This window comes from Prevotella sp. P5-92 (genome assembly GCF_002251245.1).
Lineage (GTDB): Bacteria > Bacteroidota > Bacteroidia > Bacteroidales > Bacteroidaceae > Prevotella.
The window spans coordinates 37,412-57,842 of sequence record NZ_NPJG01000018.1 but is presented as its reverse complement, the minus strand read 5'-3'; the positions used below and the strand labels follow the sequence as shown (position 1 = coordinate 57,842).

Genomic DNA, 20,431 nt, shown 5'->3' with positions numbered 1-20,431 from the left:
CTATTCAACACCAACAATGCATATCGTTTCGTATATACGACCTCTTACCATATCTAAATTACCCCGGGGATTCGTGGCAGCGATGCATGCGGATCCCTTATTTTTTATCTGTTCCCCCAGCGCCTTTTCTGTTCCACCAGCGTGTGCCAAGAGCGACAACTTTGTTGAGCAGTAGCAAGGGTCGGTATCTTAATGTCTTCACCACCTTATAATATATCATGCCCATGGAGCGGACAGACGCATCTCGCGAGAAGATGAGTTTGTGGTAAATGGAAAACGGGCTGCAGTCGTAGTCAGCGGGTAGATAGTCGATGAGCGACGACGGCTCGCGTTTGTTCAGCACCGCCGTCTTAAACACGTTCTCGATGCCGAAAGCCAGGTCGGTCTTATACGAATTGAAGTCGGCTGTGGAACGGAAGAAGTCATACACCATCGTGTGAGCTTTCATCAGCGAGACAAGATTCTTGTCGCTGATGCTATGCGTATAGCTATTGGCATTATCAACCCTGTAGTAATACACATAAGCATCCACTGCCGCGCGCTTAGCCAGATACAACACCTGCGGTACAACCGAAAAGTCCTCTGCATAATCTACACCTTCCTGATGGAATATGGCATTATCGACGATAAGACTCCTTCTCATCAGCCGTCCCCAGATACGGTTATCGACAAGTTCTGACGAACTAACCAGCAGTTTGATATTTATCTCCGTTCTGCCCTCGAAATGTCTGAATTCCTTTGCCACACGACTGTCGGTGGCATGATAATAATTTCCATCCACCAAGTCGGCGCCCGTCTTCATAGCCTGTTCGGCCAGTGTCGCCACCATGTCGGGACTCACCCAGTCGTCGCTATCCACATGTATCACGTAGTCGCCAACGGAAGCCATCAGCGCCGTCTTTCTGGCAGCCGCCAACCCCCGGTTTCTGTCGTGTCTTATGATTTTCACCTTGTCTCTCTCAGGGTATCTCTTCCTTACTTCCTCCAGGATTCCTATACTATTGTCAGGCGAACAATCATCGACAAAGACATATTCGATGTCATTGCATGTCTGTTCGAACAAGGACACGGCACATTTCTCTATGTACTTCTCCACCCCATATACAGGAACTAGTATTGAAACCATAAACGCAATAGTCAAGAATCTAAAAAATTACATATCACAAGCTGTTTGGACATTCCATGCCTATCCATAAAGCATTGCAAATATATTACTTATTCTGCAATTATCGTTTATTACATCCGCATTTTTAGGCATATTTAACTCCGAGTTCGCAAATCAACGACATTAAGTAAGAGGTTTCCCCGAGCAAAGCGAAAAAAGAAGGCAAAGAAGTAATGGCAGCACCTCCTTTGGGTTGTTTTATATCAAGGAATACCATGTATTTTTATCCATATAATAAAATGTTAGTAATTTATGCCTTTTACTTTCACTTTGTACAAAGTAGCACTTCTTTTTCTTTCCTATTGTAATAAGTCAGCATTTTCTAAACACAAAGAGCATAAAAAGAATGTCATTTAGACAGAAATATAGTAATTTTGCACGCAAAATGTAAGTAAAACAGGATTTAATTTAACTTAATGCAACTAAAATATGGCAAATGGATTGTATAATGCCGAATACGAGCACGATGCGTGCGGTGTCGGTATGGTGGTAAACATCCACGGTAACAAAAGCCACGAGCTGGTTGACAATGCGCTAAAAGTACTTGAAAACATGCGCCATCGTGGTGCAGAAGGTGCTGACGGCAGAACCGGCGACGGCGCGGGTATCATGCTTCAGATACCCCATGAGTTTATTCTTCTCCAAGGTATTCCCGTGCCCGAGAAGGGAAAATATGGTACTGGACTTGTCTTCCTTCCCAAGGACGAGAAGGCACAGAGCGACATCCTCTCGATAATGATCGAGGAAATTGAGCGCGAGGGACTCTCGCTCATGCATCTGCGCAACGTGCCTACAAATCCTGACTGCCTCGGCGACGCTGCACACACTACAGAGCCAGCCATCAAGCAGGTGTTTGTGACGGGCGTGACCGATGACAAAGTGCCTACCTTCGAGCGCACCTTATATATAATAAGGAAGAAGATAGAGAAGCGAGTGAAGGACAAGGACTTCTATATCTGCTCGCTATCGTCAAAGAATATCGTATATAAGGGAATGCTCACCTCGCTGCAGGTAAGACAGTATTATCCCGACCTGACAAACAACTATTTCACAAGCGGTCTGGCACTAGTACACAGCCGTTTCTCAACCAACACCTTCCCCACATGGAGCTTGGCACAGCCGTTCCGCCTCCTTGCCCACAATGGCGAGATAAACACCATCAGAGGCAATCGTGGCTGGATGCAGGCACGTGAGAGCGTGCTTAACTCGCAGGCTCTCGGCGACATCAAGCAGATCTCGCCTATCGTACAGCCCAACATGTCTGACTCGGCTTCGCTCGACAACGTGTTTGAGTTCTTTGTCATGAGCGGACTGTCGCTGCCTCATGCTATGAGCGTCATGGTGCCAGAGAGCTTCAACGACAAAAACCCCATTTCGGAAGACCTCAAGGCGTTCTACGAGTACCACTCCATCCTGATGGAGCCATGGGACGGCCCTGCTGCTCTTCTCTTCAGCGACGGCCGCTTCGCTGGCGGTATGCTCGACCGCAATGGTCTGCGTCCCGCACGCTATACCATCACCAAGAACGACACTATGGTGGTTGCGTCAGAAGTGGGCGTGATGGACTTCGACCCGACAGAGATAGCCGAGAAGGGTCGTCTGCAACCTGGTAAGATCCTGCTCATCGACACTCAGGAAGGCAAGATCTACTACGACGGAGAGATCAAGGAGCGCCTTGCCGCCGACCATCCTTATCGTCAGTGGCTTTCCACCAACCGCATACAGCTCGAGAAACTCAAGAGCGGACGTAAGGTGGAGAACAGCGTTGACAACCTGCTGCAGCACGAGATTTTGTTTGGCTATGGCGAGGAAGATGTCGATGGCACAATAGCACCGATGGCCACGAAAGGCATGGAGCCTACCGCCGCCATGGGTAACGACACTCCGCTTGCCGTGCTTTCAGACAAGCCGCAGATCTTCTTCAACTACTTCCGCCAGCAGTTTGCACAGGTGACAAACCCCGCCATCGACTCTATTCGCGAGGAACTTGTGATGTCGTTGACGGAATATATCGGTCGCGTGGGATCGGGCATCCTTTCACCCGACGAGACCAACTGTAAGATGGTGCGCCTGCCGCATCCTATCTTGAACAACACGCAGCTCGACATCCTCTGCAACATTCGCTATAAGGGTTTCAACACCGTGAAACTGCCTATCCTCTTCGAGTGTGCCAAGGGCGAGGAAGGACTCCGCGACGCTCTCGACCAGTTGTGCAAAGACGCCGAACGCAGTGTTGACGACGGCTATAACTACATCATTCTCAGCGACCGCGACGTCAATGAGACTCATGCCGCCATCCCGTCGCTGCTGGCCGTATCTGCCGTTCATCATTACCTTATCTCTGTCGGCAAGCGTGTGCAGACAGCCCTTATCGTCGAGAGCGGTGAGATACGTGAGACAATGCATGCCGCCCTGCTGCTCGGCTACGGAGCGTCGGCGCTCTGTCCATATATGACATTCGCCATCCTCGACGACCTCGTGAAACGTCACAAGATACAAGAAGACTACGCCACGGCTGAAGCCAACTATATAAAGGCCGTGAAGAAGGGCTTGTTTAAGATCATGGCCAAGATGGGTATTTCCACCATACGCTCTTATCGTGGCGCAAAGATATTCGAAAGCATCGGTCTGTCAGAGAGTTTGCTGAAGAACTATTTCGGCACAAACGTCTCCACCATCGGCGGGATTGGCCTTAAGGAGATAGCCAAAGACGCCATACGCATGCACGACGAGGCGTTCTCGAAAAATATGCAGAGCGACTTCTTGCCAAACCTCGGACAGTTCCACTATCGCAAGGACGGCATCAAGCATGCCTGGAATCCCGAGACCATTGCCACCCTGCAACTGGCCACCCGCACGGGCAACTACGCTAAGTTCAAGCAGTACTCTAAGCTCGTCGATGAGAAAGACGCGCCGATATTCATCCGCGACTTCCTCGACTTCAAGAAGAATCCTATACCTGTAGATCAGGTGGAACCGGTAGAGAATATTGTCAAGCACTTCGTGGTGGGAGCCATGAGCTTCGGTGCGCTCTCTATCGAGGCACACGAGGCCATCTGTCTTGCCATGAACAAGATCGGCGGGCGCTCAAACACTGGCGAGGGCGGCGAGGACAACGCTCGTTTCCATGCCTTCGTTGACGGCGTGTCGCTGTCGTCAAAGACAAAGCAGATCGCCTCAGGACGTTTCGGCGTGACGACAGAATATCTTGTCAACGCCGAGGAGATACAGATCAAGGTGGCACAGGGAGCCAAGCCAGGCGAAGGCGGTCAGCTGCCTGGTTTCAAGGTCAACGAGATCATCGCCAAGACACGCCACTCCATACCTGGCATCTCGCTCATCTCTCCTCCACCTCATCACGACATCTACTCCATCGAGGACCTCGCCCAGCTCATCTTCGACTTGAAGAACGTCAATCCGAAGGCGGCTGTCAGCGTGAAGCTCGTGGCAGAGAGTGGCGTCGGCACCATCGCTGCTGGTGTGGCAAAGGCAAAGGCCGACCTCATCGTCATCTCGGGTGCCGAGGGCGGAACGGGTGCCAGCCCTGCATCAAGCATGCGCTTTGCCGGTATCTCGCCCGAGATCGGTCTGTCTGAGACACAACAGACGCTCGTAAAGAACGGACTGAGAGGTCACGTAAGAGTGCAGGTTGACGGACAGCTGAAGACTGGCCGCGACATCGTGCTCATGGCTCTCCTTGGAGCTGAGGAATACGGCTTCGGTACGGCAGCCCTCATCGTGCTCGGCTGCGTGATGATGCGTAAATGTAACCTCAACACATGTCCGTTGGGCGTAACCTCACAAGACCCTGAGCTGCGCAAGCACTTCATCGGTAAGTCGGATTATCTCGTCAACTACTTCACATTCCTTGCACAAGAAGTGCGCGAGTATCTGGCCGAGATGGGATTCACCAAGTTGGAAGACATCGTCGGTCACACCGAACTGATAGAAAAGAAAAAGCCGACAAGCGAGAAAACAGCTACGCTTGACTTCACCCGTCTGCTCAACAAAGAGGCCAACACATGCTCTCTATATCACACCATCAACCAGCCGCACGACCTCGACAACGTGCTCGACCAGCAGATCATACGTGCCGCACAGCGTTCCATCGCCGACAAGGAAGAGGTAAATCTCGACTATGCGATAAAGAACACCGACCGTGCCGTAGGTACAATGCTCAGCGGTATGATTGCTGAACGTTATGGCGAGGACGCTCTGCCCACAGACACTATCAACGTGCGCTTCAAGGGATCGGCTGGCCAGAGCTTCGGCGCCTTCCTCGTGAAGGGCGTCAACTTCAAGCTCGAAGGCGAGACAAACGACTACTTCGGCAAGGGACTCAGCGGCGGTCGCATAGCTATCCTGCCGCCTACACGTAGCAACTTCTCTGCCGAAGACAATATCATCGCCGGAAATACAGGTCTCTATGGCGCGACAAGCGGCGAGCTCTACATCAACGGTAAGGTGGGCGAACGCTTCGGCGTACGTAACTCAGGCGCCATAGCCGTCATCGAGGGCGCAGGCGACCACTGTTGCGAATACATGACAGGCGGACGCGTGGTGGTGCTCGGCGAGACTGGACGCAACTTCGCAGCCGGAATGTCGGGCGGTGTGGCTTACGTATGGGACAAGAACCACAACTTCGACTACTTCTGCAACATGGATATGGTGGAAATCAATCTCGTGGAAGACAGCAGCTATCGCAAGGAGCTCCACGAACTGATACGCCAGCACTATCTCTATACTGGCTCTAAGCTCGCACGCACCATGCTCGACGACTGGAACCACTATGTGGAAGACTTCATTCAGGTCGTGCCTATCGAGTACAAGCGTGTGCTCCAGGAAGAGCAGGTTAAGAAGCTGCAACAGAAGATTGCCGACATGCAGAGAGACTACTAAAAAATATTGAAAAAATGAAAGATTGAAAGATTTCAATTCTTAAATTTTTAAATTTTAACGATATGGGAAATCCAAAAGCATTTTTGACCATTCCGCGCCAAGAGGCGGGATATAGGCCAGTTCACGATAGAATACACGACTTCGGCGAGGTCGAACAGACACTCAACAGTAAAGATCGCCGCACTCAGGCCAGCCGTTGCATGGACTGCGGCGTGCCCTTCTGCCACTGGGCATGCCCCTTGGGTAACAAACCGCCAGAGTGGAACGACGCCCTGTACAAAGGCGACTACGAGTTGGCTTATCGCCTGCTCAACGCAACCAACGACTTCCCTGAGTTCACTGGCCGTATCTGCCCGGCTCTCTGCGAGAAGGCTTGCGTGCTCAACCTCACCATCCACGAGCCCACCACCAACCGTGAAGACGAGGCTGCCATCACCGAGATGGCGTTCCAGGAAAACTTCGTCCGCATCGCTCAGCCTGAGCGCAACGGCAAGAAGGTGGCAGTCATTGGTGCCGGCCCAGCAGGTCTCGTCGCTGCCAACCAGCTGAACCTGAAGGGATATAGCGTTACTGTATTTGAAAAGAACGAGGCTCCGGGCGGACTACTCCGCTATGGCATTCCAAACTTCAAGCTCAACAAGGCCATCATCGACCGCCGTATCAACGTGTTAGAGAAAGAGGGCATCGTGTTTAAATATAACCAGGACATCGACGTGACCAAGTTGCCCGAGGGCTTCGACGCTTACGTCATCTGCACTGGCACACCTACCGCCCGCGACCTGAAGATTCCCGGACGAGAACTCAAAGGCGTGTATTTCGCCCTTGAGATGCTTTCTCAACAAAACAGAGTGCTGGCGGGCATCGAATACAAGAAAGAAGAGCTGGTCAACGCGAAAGGCAAGGACGTGCTGGTCATCGGCGGCGGCGACACCGGCTCCGACTGTATCGGAACGGCTCACCGCCAAGGCTGCAAGAGCGTGACACAGATAGAGATCATGCCGCGTCCCGTCGAAGGTCCGTGCGACCCAAAGAATCCTTGGCCCGAATATCCTCGCACTCTGAAGACCACCTCGAGCCACGAGGAAGGTTGCACCCGTCGATGGAACATCAACTCGCTCGAGTTCTTGGGCAAGGACGGCAAGCTCACTGGCGTAAAAGTTCAGGAGATAGACTGGAAGCCTAATCCCGAAGGCGGCCGTCCGCTGATGGTGGAAAAGGGCAAGCCAGAGGTTATCAAGTGCGAGATGGTGCTTCTCGCCATGGGCTTTCTCAAGCCCGAACAGCCTAAGTTTGCCGACAATGTGTTCGTCGCCGGCGATGCCGCCAATGGCGCTTCGCTCGTCGTCAGAGCCATGGCAAGTGGTCGCAAAGCTGCTCATGATGTGGATATTTTCCTTTCAAAATAAATCCATCATATTTTAGTTCAACGATTGAAGAAGGGGTCAGACGTGATGTCCGACCCCTTCTAATTATTTTTCCTTCCTCTCATCGAGAACTCGCACCCGCAGTATTGCTGGTTGTAAAACGCATATTCACGGAGGAGCTGGTTGCGGCGATCTTGCAGTCCTCCCTTGCGCCAGTTCTGCGCCCAGAACGTAACGGGGGCGGCAGCCGTGGCTACAGCTGCAGCAGCGGCCTCGCCAGCTTGCGATATCTGCTCAAGACTCTTCCATCTCGACGAGGCTAACGTGGTGGCGAAATGCCTTATGCCAAGACGTTGGGCTTGCAGGGCGGTGGTGGTAAGGCGCAAGCGGAAACAGTGCAGGCATCGTCCTCCCCGCTCGGGCTCGTCCTCCAGGCCCGATATGTCGGCAAGCCAGCGCTCGTGGTCGTAGTCGCCGTCTATCCATCTTATGCCGAGCTTCTCAGCGTGGCGCTTGCTCTCTTCCTTCCTCATCTCGTATTCCTCTCGCGGATAGATGTTGGGATTATAATAGAATATTGTGGGACGGACACCGTTTGCCAACATCCATTCCACTATTGCCGACGAACAGGGTGCACAACAGGCATGCAGCAGCACCTCGGTCATGCCGTCGGGCTTCTCTATCGCACCACGACGTGTTTTCTTTCTTCCTTTGTCATTGTATTCCATAACTGTCGTTCTCTTTCTTTTTTTGACGTCCATTCTCAACGAAAGTCGTCCATCCACCTAAAAAGTCGTTGTTTTTGCGTGCAAAAGTAATACATTATTTCGACATTCTCATTATTTTATTGTAATTTTGCACCCAAAATCATTGGAAATGAATTATCAGCAACTCTCTAAAACACTTGCCGAGGCGAAAGATAGCTACGGGAAAGCTCTCTACGACGAGCACGAGGCGCGTGCCATAGTGCGTGTGTTCTTAGAGGATTATCACGGCTTCACGCTGTCTGACATCTTCAGCGGCAGAAGCGTCGAACCCGACGCTGAGGTATGGGGAAAAATCCTCAGCGGCATGCCCATACAGTATGCCGTAGGGCGTGCCTTGTTCTTCGGACGCTATTTCGCCGTGAGGAAGGGCGTGCTCATTCCACGTCCCGAAACAGAGGAGCTCTGCGAGTGGATCATTGGCGAGAGCAACAACACCGACAGCATACTCGACATCGGGTCGGGCAGCGGATGCATCGCCGTCACCCTCGCCTTGGAGACTGGCGCCGAGGTGACGGCATGGGACATCGCCGACACGGCCTTGGCGACCACACTCGAAAACGCACTCGCCTTGGGCGCAAAGGTAAATGTGGAAAAGTGCGACGCGCTCAACATAAGTATGGAAAGACACGACGCGCTCAACAGCGGCGCCACCGACCGTCGATGGGACACGATCGTTAGCAATCCGCCGTATATATGCCACAAGGAGAAGGCCGCCATGGAACACAATGTGCTTGACTACGAACCTTCGTTAGCTCTCTTCGTGCCCGACGACGACCCGCTGTTATTCTATCGCGCCATAGCCCGTTACGCCACCCACACGCTTCTCCCCGGTGGACGGTTGTATTTCGAGATCAACCCCTTATACGCAAAAGACCTTGTAGAGATGCTCGCTAAGGAGGGATTCACCGACATCACCTTGCGCAACGACCTTTACGGCCGACAACGCATGATTCGCGGCACAATAAGTTAACGACAGACAGAGTAAATATGAAAAAAATGCTTTTTTTCTTCGCTAATTCAATTTTTCTTGTTACTTTTGCAAACGAAGACAATAATAAATCACAATAATTATGGAAATAATAAAGCAAACTTTCGCAAAGAAGCTCCTTGATGTCAAGGCAATAAAGCTTCAGCCAAACGACCCCTTCACATGGGCATCAGGTTGGAAATCACCGATATACACCGACAATCGCAAGACCTTGGCTTACCCCGAACTGCGCTCGTTTGTAAAGCAAGAACTGGTTCACCTCATCCATTCAGAGTTCCCCGAGGCTAACGCCGTGGCTGGCGTGGCTACAGGTGCCATCGCCCAGGGAGCCCTCGTGGCCGACGAACTGCTGCTGCCCTACTGCTACGTCCGTCCAAAGCCGAAAGACCACGGCATGGGCAATCAGATCGAAGGCACCATCCCCGAAGGCTCGAAGGTGGTGGTGGTCGAGGACCTTATCTCCACCGGCGGTTCGTCGCTGAAGGCTGTCGAGGCTCTGCGCAACGCTGGCTTCGAGGTGGTGGGCATGGTAGCGTCATACACCTACGGATTCCCCGTTGCCGAGGAGGCTTTCAAGGCTGCCAGCGTGCGTCTCGTCACCCTCTCAGACTACGAGCACACTACAGCCATCGCCGCCAAGACGGGATATATCAAGGAGGAGGACCTCGCCGTATTGGCTGAATGGCGTAAGTCGCCAAGCACTTGGAAACAGGATTAACCCCTAACAACACCGAAAAGAAAATGGCAAAATACGAAAGTAGTGTCCAGCAGGTCAATGCCCCTGTGGAACGTGTGTATGCTGTGCTCAGCAATCTTGAGAAGCTGCGCCCCATGCTCGAAGTGGCTCAAAACAACGAGATGCTGAAAGAGAAGATCCGCGGGGCAGGTCAGGATCCTGCCATGCTCGAGAAGCTGAAGGACGTCACCCTCACAGCCGACCGTATCTCGTTCCCCGCTCCCATGGTAGGCGAGGTGGCGTTGACCATCATCGAGCGCGAACAGGACAGATGCGTGAAATTCGAGACAGAGAAGTCGCCCATCGAAGCTAACCTGTGGATACAGGTGCTACCCGTCACCGACCTCACGTCTAAGATGCGTATCACGCTCAAAGCCGACCTCAACCCAATGATAAAGATGATGGTTGGCTCCAAACTGGAAAAGGGCATCGACGACTTCGCCAAGATGCTGAGTCAGATTCCCTATAACTTTATATAACAAGACGAATGAAACTCTGGGAAAAAAACTTTGAGATAAACAAGGAGATCGAACGCTTCACCGTAGGACGCGACCGCGAGATGGACCTCTATCTCGCCAAATACGACGTCCTCGGCTCCATGGCTCACATCACCATGCTCGAAAGCATCGGACTGCTCAAGAAGGAAGAGCTCGCGCCGCTGCTCACCGAACTGAAAAACATCTACCGCATCTGCGAACGCGGAGAGTTTGTCATCGACGACGGCATGGAAGACGTTCACTCGCAGGTAGAGGCTATGCTCACCGAGAAACTGGGCGACATGGGCAAGAAGATACACAGCGGACGCTCGCGCAACGACCAGGTGCTCGTCGATCTGAAGTTGTTCACACGCCACCAGCTGAAGGATATCGCCGAGGAGGTGAAGATTCTCTTCGACGAGCTCATACAGAAGAGCAACCAGTACAAGGACGTGCTCATGCCAGGATACACCCACCTACAGGTGGCCATGCCCAGCTCCTTCGGACTGTGGTTTGGCGCCTACGCCGAGAGCCTCGCCGACGACATGCTCTTCCTGCAGGCGGCTTACCGCATGACCAACCGCAACCCGCTCGGTTCGGCGGCAGGCTACGGCTCGTCATTCCCGCTCAACCGCAGCATGACCACACGTCTGCTCGGCTTCGACACCATGGACTATAACGTGGTCTATGCACAGATGGGACGCGGCAAGATGGAACGCAACGTGGGCTTTGCCATCGCCACCATCGCCGGCACATTGGCGAAGATGGCTTTCGACGCGTGTATGTTCAACAGCCAGAACTTCTCCTTCGTCAAACTGCCAAAGGAGTGCACCACGGGCTCGTCGATCATGCCTCACAAGAAAAACCCCGACGTCTTTGAACTCATCCGCGCCAAGAGCAACAAACTGCAGAGCCTGCCACAGCAGATCATGCTGATGATGAACAACCTGCCAGTCGGCTACTTCCGCGACTTGCAGATTATAAAAGAAGTGTTCCTCCCTGCCTTCGACGAGCTCAAAGACTGTCTGCAGATGGCGGCGTACATCATCAACAAGATCGAGGTCAACGAGCACATCCTCGACAACCCTATGTACGACCCTATGTTCTCCGTTGAAGAGGTCAACCGCCTCGCAGCCGAAGGAATGCCCTTCCGCGACGCTTACAAAAAGGTGGGGCTCGACATCGAGGCTGGCAAGTTCACGCCCGTCAAGGACATACACCACACCCACGAGGGCAGCATAGGCAATCTGATGAACGACAAGATAGTAGAGCTCATGGACAGCATCTTCCACGACTTCCACTTCGAACGGATGACAGAAGCGGAAGCAAAACTGCTGGAAGAAGTAAAGGAGTAAAGGAAGTTATGGAGGTAAGGACGTTAAGGACGTTAAAGAAGTTAAAGACAACAGTCTTTCGGTTCCGAGAAGGGAAGTACTTTCGGGAAGAGAAGTACTTTCGAGAAGGGAAGTTTTCTCTTCTTAAACATACGTCTTTAACTTCCTTACCTTCCCATATTCTCAAAATCGCCTTCGTGGTCCTCTTCACTTCACTTATCCTCCTCACCTCCTGTTCCACCGACGGCAACAGGTACTCCACCGCCTATCCCTGCAACTTCACCTTCTATGCCAGCTATCACCAGACCAGCATCCTGGCACGCGTACTCGACAATCCCGGACTCTTCGTGTGGATAGAAGTAAAGAAGAAGGCGGGGGTAAACCACCTCTATGTCCATCCCAACAACGGCGACATCCAGGAAGATATCGCCCTGACCACCGAGATAGAAAACAACCGGCTCAACTACGACAACATGGGCGCCAACGGACAGCTCATCGTCGGCTGCACGCCCTTCGGCGAATGGCGCGCCTACGACCGCCAATGCCCTTTCTGCCTCGACAACACCTCCACCACCTCACATCCACTCGCCTGGACCGCCAACGGACAGTCTGTGTCATGCAGCCGCTGCCAACGCACCTTCAACCTCACCTCGGGCATCTCCAACGACGGCGAACGCCTCAAAGAATACCGCATACAGACCAACGGGACGATGATACAAATCCACAACTAACACCTTGAAGAGGCAAAGAGAAAACAAAAAAATAGTTAAAAGACAGAAAATCTTACGCCTATATTCTTCATTCTACATTTTTTGTCGTACCTTTGCAAACGCAAAACGCCACAACGCTTTTTAAGCACAAGCCGCAATGGTGGAATTGGTAGACACGAGGGACTTAAAATCCCTTGGCCAGTAATGGCTGTGCGGGTTCGAGTCCCGCTCGCGGCACTTATCAGTTAATATTACATAAAAAGCACGCGTTATTTCCCCGCCTTTATAAAGAATTTTGTAACTTTGCACGCGAAATAGCTACGTAATCGTTTAATTAACTTATAAAAATATGCAGAAGAAAAATTTATTGCTTTTGTCGGCAGCTTCAATGATGATCCTGTCGTCTTGCTCTAAGCTCGGAGCACTCTCATCGGACAATTTCAAGGTTGACCCTAACCCACTGGAGACAACAGCAGGTCAGGTGCCCGCCACCATCAATGGCATGTTCCCGGAGAAATACATGAAGAAAAAGGCCACTGTCACCGTCATCCCAGAACTCCGCTATGGCAACGGACAGGCCGTACAGGGCACTGGCGCCACATTCCAGGGCGAGAAGGTGCAGGGCAACAACCAAACCATCTCTTACAAGGTCGGCGGCAACTACTCTATGAAGACCAACTTCAAGTATGTTCCCGAGATGCAGAAGAGCGAACTCTACCTCACTTTCGATGCTTATATCGGAAGCAAGAAGGTTGACGTTCCCGCAGTGAAGGTGGCTGACGGCATCGTCGCTACATCTGAACTCAGCGGCCGCACCGTAAAGTCGGCTCAGGCAAGCGTGGCTCAGGATGCTTATCAGCGCATCATCGAGCACAAGCAGGAGGCTAACATCAAGTTCCTCATCCAGCAGGCCACTCTCCGCAAGAGCGAACTCAAAAATAACTCTGTTAAGGAGTTCGTTGAGATGCTGAAGAAGATCAACGCCGACAAGGAAGGTCTCAACCTCAAGAACGTAGAGGTTTCTGCCTACGCTTCTCCTGATGGCGGTCTGAAGCTCAACGACAAGCTCGCCGCTCAGCGCCAGAACAACACCGAGAAGTTTGTCAACAAGACCCTCAAGAACACTAAGGTAGAGGCTCCCGTTGACGCTAAATACACCGCTCAGGACTGGGAAGGCTTCCAGGAGCTGGTAAAGGTATCTGACATCCAGGACAAGGACGTTATTCTCCGCGTGCTCTCTATGTACAAAGATCCAGAGGAGCGCGAGCAGCAAATCAAGAACATGAGCGCAGTGTTCCGCGAGTTGGCAGACGGCATCCTGCCCGAACTCCGCCGCGCACGCCTCACCCTCAACTATGAGGTCATCGGCCGCAGCGACGCTCAGATCGTAGAGCAGTTTGGCAACGACGCTTCTCAGCTCAGCAACGAGGAGCTCATCTACGGTGCCACACTCGTCAACGACGCTCAAAAGGAAGCATTCTACAAGAAAGCAGCCGAGCTCTACAACGACGCACGCGCTTACAACAACCTCGCTACACTCGCCTTCGCAAAGGGCGACCTCAGCGCAGCAAAGAACTATGCACAGAAGGCTCAGAGCGTAGATGGCAGCAATGCTGAAAGCAACGCCAACCTCGGACTCATCGCTCTCGCTGAAGGCAACGTTCGCGACGCTGAGAACTATATCGCCAAGGCAGCCAACGCCTTCGGTCTCAGCGAGATCGTAGGTAACCTCAACCTCATGAAGGGCAACTACGCACAGGCTGAGCAGGACTTCGCCAACATCAACAGCAACAGCGCTGCCCTGGCACAGATCCTCAACAAGAACTACAACGCCGCCACAAGTACACTCAACAACATCAAGAACGGCGACGCCACAACTGAGTATCTCAAGGCCATCCTCAACGCTCGTCTTGGCAACAACAGCGCAGCTGCCACAGCCCTCAAGGCTGCCATCAGCAAGGACTCTTCATACGCCAAGTATGCTGAGAACGACCTCGAGCTCGTTAACGTAAGCAAGTAATACTGACGTTACACTCTTAACATGTCATAATGAAGAAATTCATTGGATATATACTACTCACCCTGGTTCTGGTATCCTGCGGTGCCGAGAGCGGACATTTCCGCATCTCCGGTCGGCTAAGGAACTTCAACCAGGGTGAGTTCTATGTTTATAGCACCGACGGCGCCATCCCCGGCCTTGACACCATAACGGTCAGCCAGGGACGGTTCGAATACGACACGCCGCTCGACACCACCGCCACGTTCATCATCGTCTTCCCCAACTTTTCCGAACATCCCGTCTTCGGCGAGTCGGGTGCCACCGCCAAACTCAGCGGCGACGCCTCCCATCTAAAGGAAGTCGAAGTCAGTGGCACCGACATCAACGAGCAGATGACCGAATGGCGACTCATGGCTGCCAACCTCACGCCGCCCGAGGTGAAACGCGAGGCCGAGAAGTTCATCAACGCCAACCCCACATCCATCATCAGCCGCTACCTGCTCCGTAAGTACTTCATCGACAGCCCACAGCCCGACTACAAGAAGGCTGCCCTCTTGGCAAAGGACATGAAAAAGGCCAATCCGAGCGATGCCGCCACCGACCTTCTCCTGAAGCACCTCGACACTCAGAAGAACATACAGGTAGGCGAACCTCTGCCACGGTTCTCCGCAATCGACATCAACGGAAAGAAAACCAGCAACAGCGCCCTCACTGGTAAGTTCAACATCATCAACGTCTGGGCAAGCTGGAACTACGAAAGCCAAAACATCCAGCGCCTAATAGTAAGGAAAAAGAAAGAACACGGCAACGACATCGAGGCCATCAGCATCTGCCTCGACGCGAGCATCAAAGACTGTCGCCGCCGCGTCACCTCCGACTCTATCAAGTGGAGCAACATATGCAACGGCAACATGTGGCAGTCGCCCATCCTCAAGACCCTCGGCATCGCCACAATACCAGGCAACATCATCTGCGACTCCAAAGGCAAGATCATCGCACGCGACCTCAGAGCCGACAAGATAGAAGAGAAAATCAAAGAGGTGTTGGGGAAAAAATAATATAACATTATAATAATTAATAATAACCAATTAAAACCGTTCATACATTGCTCGTAAAAACATTTTGCGCAGCCGTCAATGGCCTCGACGCCACCGTAGTCACAGTAGAGGTACATAAGAGTCGGGGAGTGATGTGTCATCTCACAGGACTGCCCGACAATGCCGTCCGCGAAAGCCTCGACCGCATCAAAGCCGCACTCGAAAACAACGGCTTCCGTTTCCCCGTGGCCGACATCACCATCAACATGGCTCCAGCCGACCTCAGGAAAGAAGGCAGCGGCTACGACCTCCCCATAGCCATCGGCATACTGGCATGCGATGAGAAGCTCAATGCCGACCGCCTGTCAGACTATATGCTCATCGGCGAGTTAGGACTCGACGGCCGTCTGCAGCCCGTGCGCGGCGCACTGCCCATCTCCATAAGAGCAAGGGCAGAGAAGTTTAAGGGCCTCATCGTCCCGAAAGCCAACGTCAGGGAAGCTGCCGTGGTCAACAACCTCGACGTCTATGGCATGGAAAATATCGCCGAGGTCATCGACTTCCTAAGAGGAGGAGAGGCACAACCCGAACTTATCGACACACGAAAGATATTCTACGAGCAACAGAGCCATTTCGAGTTCGACTTTGCCGACGTCAAAGGACAGCAGACCGTAAAGCGCGCCATGGAAGTGGCGGCTGCCGGCGGCCACAACATCATCATGATAGGTCCTCCAGGCAGCGGCAAGTCGATGATGGCAAAACGCCTCCCATCCATCCTCCCACCCCTCTCGTTGGCTGAGAGCCTTGAGACCACACAGGTACATAGCATCGCCGGCGCCCTCAGCCGCGACACGTCACTCATCTCCCAACGCCCGTTCCGCTCGCCCCATCACACTATCTCGCAGGTGGCGCTCGTTGGAGGCGGCATCAATCCCCAGCCAGGCGAGATCTCGTTGGCACACAACGGTGTGCTCTTCTGCGACGAGCTGCCTGAGTTCAACCGCAGCGTGCTCGAAGTGTTACGTCAGCCCCTCGAGGACCGCAAGATCACCATCAGTCGCTCCAAATACACCATCGAATATCCTTGCTCGTTCATGTTCGTCGCCTCCATGAATCCTTGTCCCTGCGGATATTACGGCGACGCCACCCACACCTGCGTGTGCACAGCCAACCAGATACAACGCTACATGAACAAGATCAGCGGACCGCTGCTCGACCGCATCGACATACAGTGTGAGATACAGCCCGTGCCGTTCGAGGAGATCTCAAAGGCAGAAAAGGGCGAACCCAGCAGCAGCATCCGCCAGCGTGTCATCGCCGCGAGAAAGATGCAGGAAGAGCGATACAGGTCAATTCCACACATCCACTGCAACGCACAGATGACCGAGCGCATGATCCACGAATATGCAGCACCCGACGAAGCCGGCATCACCCTCCTGAAGAAAGCCATGCACAAGCTCAACCTCAGCGCCAGAGCCTACAATCGCATATTGAAAGTAGCACGCACCATCGCCGACCTCGACGCGTCAGCCGACGTCAAACCCATCCACCTCGCCGAAGCCATCGCCTACAGAAGCCTTGACAGAGGCGACTGGGCAGAACGGCCATACCGGTAGCATTTGAATAAGAGTCAACAAGCATTACAAATAATAAATTAACTTGGCAACCTGTAATATAAATAAGACGATAACTTGTAAAATTAAATAGTTGAACCACAACTTAAATAGATAAACCACAAAGATATCAACTGAATACTCTTGTGACACGACAGTACCACAGTTAGCGACACGAGTGTTCCATAGTTATGGTACGGTCGTGACACCAGTTGTGGTACGACCGTACCAATGGCTATGCTTATACCACAACGAGAACGTAATGCTTTTAATGTAGTATTAGTAAGCGTCTCCACGATGACGTATTGCGTTGTCCAAATTAATTGTTTACCTTTGCCGAGTTTTTTAAAGGAGGTAACAATGAAAACAGCAGAAGAACGTTATGAGGATACTTGGAACAGTTATCTTGAGCTTCTCGTCAAGGATCCGCGGGCAAGCCTGGTATCCTTTACAAAGTTAAAGAGTGTGTATTATCGCGGCATGACCAAATGGATGTCGCACAATGGGCTTAGCGTTTATGATGCCAAGGCTAAAATCAGGGAGTGCCATCGTAAGTCACTGTCAGGCGAACCTGTCTCATGCAATACGACTTCAATGTTCCTGCCAGTCACAGCGGATGAAACGGCATCCGGCAACCCCATGCCAGATGCGGACTTGTTGTCCGGTGTGTCGCTCACTTTCCCAGACGGGACGATTGTCAACATCAAGCGCTGCAGCGCCAAGGCGTTGGTGTCTTTCCTGTCCCTTTACCGGAAAGGAGGTGAGCCATGTTTGGGTTGACCGAAGATATCATCGAAAGTACAAAGAAAATTTATATTATTTAAGGTTTTTGTGAATTACTGTAGTGAATGTATCATCTTGCTCGTTGGAAATGTATAAAGAAAGGGGAAATGAATTTGGATAAAAAGGGGAATTGAGTTATATTCCGCAGTGCGGAACGTACGTTCACCACTGCGGAATGTACATACGCCACTGTGGAACGTACATTCCGCACTGCGGAACATAAACCATTTGCCCGATTGTGATACATTTACTTTGGGTATCCACTATAAATTATAATGGGTATCTACTAAAATTATGATTAGGTATTATTATGACATCTGAACACTGCTATATCATGAGAAAAACCATAGCATTATTAGTAAGCGTCTCCACGATGACGTATTGCGTCGTCCAAATTAATTGTTTACCTTTGTCGCGTTTTTTACAAAAGAGGTAACAATGAAAACAGCAGAAGAACGTTATGAGGAGACTTGGAACAGTTATCTTGAGCTTCTCAACAAGGATCCGCGGGCAAGCCTTAAGGCGCTTCTTGTCCAAAAGGGAGAGGAGGAGGAAAAGACGAAAAGGGCATTGAAGGTCCTCGGCAAGCTCAACCGCAACAAGTCGGAGAAGCAGACACCGCCCGCACAGGAGACTGAAACACCCGACAGTAACAATGATACTGAATCGGAAGAGTCTCATGACAAAAAGGAGAGACCGCACACCAACAACGGCGCCAAGCGCAAGGTTTACTATGATATCGAGACAGTGCCACAGGACATACAAGAGCGCGGGGAAATGGTTCCTCAGACTTGCATGTTTCCAACATGTGAAAAGGAAGTTCCTCGACTGTGGCGAAGACTTCGACTGCAAGGTGATAGTCAGGCTGATAAACTACATTTACCATCTGGATCACAAGCACATTATCGGACAGAATGGGTGGATCGAGGCCAAGCACAGGAAATGGAGGAAGGACATGTGCAGGCCGATAATGAAAATCATAAGGAAAAAGCTCGACCGGATGGCAGCCGACAAGACAATACTGCCAAAGACGGAGAAATATGACGCTGTGCACTACATGCTCGGAGAATGGGATGCGCTGATGAACATCTTCAAAAGGGGAGACTACCATCTGGACAACAACGACATCGAGAGACTAAACCGCTACATCTCGCTGTCAAGGAGGAACTCGCTGTTCTTCGGTTCCCACAAGGGGGCCGAACGGGGAGCCATGTTCTACTCCCTCGTGTGCTTGTGCAGACTCAACGGCGTGAACTTCTTCGAATACATATCGGACGTTATTAACAAAGCTGCAGCATTGCCTCCTAATACACCTTTGGAGAAATACAGGATGCTTCTGCCTGACAAATGGAAAGAAAACCGCTAAGCTCGCCTCTTAGCGGTTTTTTGATATATGCAATACGTCATCGTGGAGACGATTACGATGATAGACGTCGCCGAAGGCAATCCGCCTCAATGTCAGACAGTGAAATAATGACTATATTACTGCTGTTTCACTTTGGAAGCTTTCGCAATTTCAAGCACTATTATTTTACATATATAAAGGGTGTCCTCAGGAGCTATTTCCCAACGGCAGTGTCGTATAATCGTTTCGTTGAACTGGAAGGCCGCGTTTTCTTTCAACTTATGTTTTTCCTGAACCTTCGTGCCTTTGGCAGGTGTATGGGGATATCATTTGTGGATTCCACAATGATTCCGATATGCCACAATTTGAGGCGTTATGCCAACAAGGTTTTTGACGGCATTGCCACGGATGGCAAGGGGACTATGGGCTGGTGTCATGGTTTCAAACTACATTTGGCCTGCAATGACAGAGGAGAGATTATCGCATTCGTCCTAACAGGTGCCAATGTCAGCGACAAAAATCCTGAGGTATTCAAGGTCCTTGCTAAACGCCTCTATGGCAAGCTGTTTGCAGATAAGGGATATATTTCTCAGAAACTCTTCGACTTCCTTTTTGAGGATGGAATACACTTGGTTACTGGACTGAAAACGAACATGAAAAACAAACTCATACCATTTTATGACAGAATGATGCTACGCAAAAGGCATATCATAGAAACTATTAATGACCTGCTTAAAAACACTGCACAGATTGTGCATTCAAGACACCGCTCTGTAGGCAACTTCATAATGAATCTCATATCAGCATTGGGGGCATACTGTTTCTTTGAAAACAAACCTAAGGCTTTACAAGGATACTGTATAGAGCAGACCCGGCAACTGGAATTGTTCTAACTACACCAAGAGTCATTTCGAAATAAAAAACTTTAATTCCTAAAGCAAATCGCCCGCTTGGGACTAAGAGTTATGCGCAATTCCACCAAAGGCAATTTATGTAAATGAATGGGATTATAAACCCGAACTGGGGTAATACTTTACAAAACCAGCCCGTCACATTCTGCGTGGGAAAGTAGATTTTGCAAAAGAAAGTGCCAATCATAAGTGAGCGTGTAAAATAGGGATGTAAAACCGCTTACTTCAAATAATTTTCCGTATATTTGCAGCTGATAATGCTACACGTTCAGAAACAAAGAAACTTATGCTCAGCAAGAAAATC

15 protein-coding genes and 1 tRNA gene are annotated in these 20,431 nt (G+C 51.3%); 14 read left to right on the top strand and 2 right to left on the bottom strand.

Translation table 11 applies throughout. The features are described from left to right. Nucleotides 1-97: 97 nt before the first annotated feature. Entirely contained in the window at nt 98-1,126 is a 1,029-nt protein-coding gene (locus CIK99_RS02510) for a glycosyltransferase family 2 protein (protein ID WP_094379427.1), read from the bottom strand. Nucleotides 1,127-1,594: 468 nt separating this feature from the next. On the opposite strand from CIK99_RS02510, the gene gltB reads away from it, so the two are divergent. Continuing rightward, nucleotides 1,595-6,064 (top strand): glutamate synthase large subunit, encoded by a 4,470-nt coding sequence (gene gltB, locus CIK99_RS02505; RefSeq protein WP_094379424.1) that lies wholly within the window; start codon nt 1,595-1,597, stop codon nt 6,062-6,064. Nucleotides 6,065-6,126: 62 nt separating this feature from the next. Then, nucleotides 6,127-7,470 (top strand): glutamate synthase subunit beta, encoded by a 1,344-nt coding sequence (locus tag CIK99_RS02500; protein ID WP_094379422.1) that lies wholly within the window; start codon nt 6,127-6,129, stop codon nt 7,468-7,470. Between the two features lie 59 nt (nt 7,471-7,529). Here CIK99_RS02500 and CIK99_RS02495 read toward each other — a convergent pair whose 3' ends face one another. Further along, nucleotides 7,530-8,156 (bottom strand): epoxyqueuosine reductase QueH, encoded by a 627-nt coding sequence (locus CIK99_RS02495; RefSeq protein WP_371590817.1) that lies wholly within the window; start codon nt 8,154-8,156, stop codon nt 7,530-7,532. A gap of 148 nt (nt 8,157-8,304) precedes the next feature. On the opposite strand from CIK99_RS02495, the gene CIK99_RS02490 reads away from it, so the two are divergent. The 12 genes from CIK99_RS02490 to CIK99_RS02430 all read left to right on the top strand — a co-directional run bounded on the left by CIK99_RS02490 (nt 8,305) and on the right by CIK99_RS02430 (nt 20,109). Continuing rightward, complete coding sequence (locus tag CIK99_RS02490) at nt 8,305-9,165, top strand: peptide chain release factor N(5)-glutamine methyltransferase (RefSeq protein WP_094379420.1); 861 nt, start codon at nt 8,305-8,307, stop codon at nt 9,163-9,165. Between the two features lie 100 nt (nt 9,166-9,265). Next, entirely contained in the window at nt 9,266-9,901 is a 636-nt protein-coding gene (gene pyrE, locus CIK99_RS02485; RefSeq protein ID WP_094379418.1) for an orotate phosphoribosyltransferase, read from the top strand. 23 nt (nt 9,902-9,924) lie between these two features. Continuing rightward, nucleotides 9,925-10,398, top strand: a complete 474-nt coding sequence (locus tag CIK99_RS02480) for an SRPBCC family protein (RefSeq protein WP_094379447.1) — start codon at nt 9,925-9,927, stop codon at nt 10,396-10,398. A gap of 8 nt (nt 10,399-10,406) precedes the next feature. Further along, on the top strand, nt 10,407-11,750 hold the full coding sequence (gene argH, locus CIK99_RS02475; protein WP_094379416.1) for an argininosuccinate lyase: 1,344 nt from the start codon (nt 10,407-10,409) through the stop codon (nt 11,748-11,750). Between the two features lie 176 nt (nt 11,751-11,926). After that, complete coding sequence (locus tag CIK99_RS02470) at nt 11,927-12,460, top strand: hypothetical protein (RefSeq protein WP_094379414.1); 534 nt, start codon at nt 11,927-11,929, stop codon at nt 12,458-12,460. A gap of 130 nt (nt 12,461-12,590) precedes the next feature. Next, nucleotides 12,591-12,676 (top strand) — tRNA-Leu (locus tag CIK99_RS02465). A 112-nt stretch (nt 12,677-12,788) separates the two neighbouring features. Next, nucleotides 12,789-14,459 carry a hypothetical protein gene (locus tag CIK99_RS02460; RefSeq protein ID WP_094379412.1) on the top strand — a complete coding sequence of 557 codons (1,671 nt, stop codon included), beginning with the start codon at nt 12,789-12,791 and terminating at the stop codon, nt 14,457-14,459. Between the two features lie 29 nt (nt 14,460-14,488). Further along, complete coding sequence (locus tag CIK99_RS02455; RefSeq protein ID WP_094379410.1) at nt 14,489-15,496, top strand: DUF4369 domain-containing protein; 1,008 nt, start codon at nt 14,489-14,491, stop codon at nt 15,494-15,496. Between the two features lie 47 nt (nt 15,497-15,543). Then, on the top strand, nt 15,544-17,091 hold the full coding sequence (locus CIK99_RS02450) for a YifB family Mg chelatase-like AAA ATPase (protein WP_094379408.1): 1,548 nt from the start codon (nt 15,544-15,546) through the stop codon (nt 17,089-17,091). A 357-nt stretch (nt 17,092-17,448) separates the two neighbouring features. Further along, nucleotides 17,449-17,868: a hypothetical protein gene (locus CIK99_RS02445; RefSeq protein WP_094379406.1), complete on the top strand. Its 420-nt coding sequence runs from the start codon at nt 17,449-17,451 to the stop codon at nt 17,866-17,868. A gap of 658 nt (nt 17,869-18,526) precedes the next feature. Further along, complete coding sequence (locus CIK99_RS02435) at nt 18,527-19,237, top strand: transposase (protein WP_094379402.1); 711 nt, start codon at nt 18,527-18,529, stop codon at nt 19,235-19,237. Then, the gene (locus tag CIK99_RS02430) at nt 19,219-20,109 is read left to right on the top strand and encodes an IS982 family transposase (protein ID WP_371590816.1); all 891 of its coding nucleotides are present in this window, start codon (nt 19,219-19,221) and stop codon (nt 20,107-20,109) included. Before CIK99_RS02435 ends, CIK99_RS02430 begins: the two co-directional genes overlap by 19 nt. The last annotated feature ends 322 nt before the right edge of the window (nt 20,110-20,431 follow it).

Bases quoted from the DNA above. Each gene is read 5' to 3' on its own strand.
- CIK99_RS02510 (WP_094379427.1), bottom strand. From the start codon at position 1,126: ATGGTTTCAATACTAGTTCCTGTATATGGGGTGGAGAAGTACATAGAG.
- gltB (WP_094379424.1), top strand. From the start codon at position 1,595: ATGGCAAATGGATTGTATAATGCCGAATACGAGCACGATGCGTGCGGT.
- CIK99_RS02500 (WP_094379422.1), top strand. From the start codon at position 6,127: ATGGGAAATCCAAAAGCATTTTTGACCATTCCGCGCCAAGAGGCGGGA.
- CIK99_RS02495 (WP_371590817.1), bottom strand. From the start codon at position 8,156: ATGGAATACAATGACAAAGGAAGAAAGAAAACACGTCGTGGTGCGATA.
- CIK99_RS02490 (WP_094379420.1), top strand. From the start codon at position 8,305: ATGAATTATCAGCAACTCTCTAAAACACTTGCCGAGGCGAAAGATAGC.
- pyrE (WP_094379418.1), top strand. From the start codon at position 9,266: ATGGAAATAATAAAGCAAACTTTCGCAAAGAAGCTCCTTGATGTCAAG.
- CIK99_RS02480 (WP_094379447.1), top strand. From the start codon at position 9,925: ATGGCAAAATACGAAAGTAGTGTCCAGCAGGTCAATGCCCCTGTGGAA.
- argH (WP_094379416.1), top strand. From the start codon at position 10,407: ATGAAACTCTGGGAAAAAAACTTTGAGATAAACAAGGAGATCGAACGC.
- CIK99_RS02460 (WP_094379412.1), top strand. From the start codon at position 12,789: ATGCAGAAGAAAAATTTATTGCTTTTGTCGGCAGCTTCAATGATGATC.
- CIK99_RS02455 (WP_094379410.1), top strand. From the start codon at position 14,489: ATGAAGAAATTCATTGGATATATACTACTCACCCTGGTTCTGGTATCC.
- CIK99_RS02445 (WP_094379406.1), top strand. From the start codon at position 17,449: ATGAAAACAGCAGAAGAACGTTATGAGGATACTTGGAACAGTTATCTT.
- CIK99_RS02435 (WP_094379402.1), top strand. From the start codon at position 18,527: ATGATACTGAATCGGAAGAGTCTCATGACAAAAAGGAGAGACCGCACA.
- CIK99_RS02430 (WP_371590816.1), top strand. From the start codon at position 19,219: ATGGAAAGAAAACCGCTAAGCTCGCCTCTTAGCGGTTTTTTGATATAT.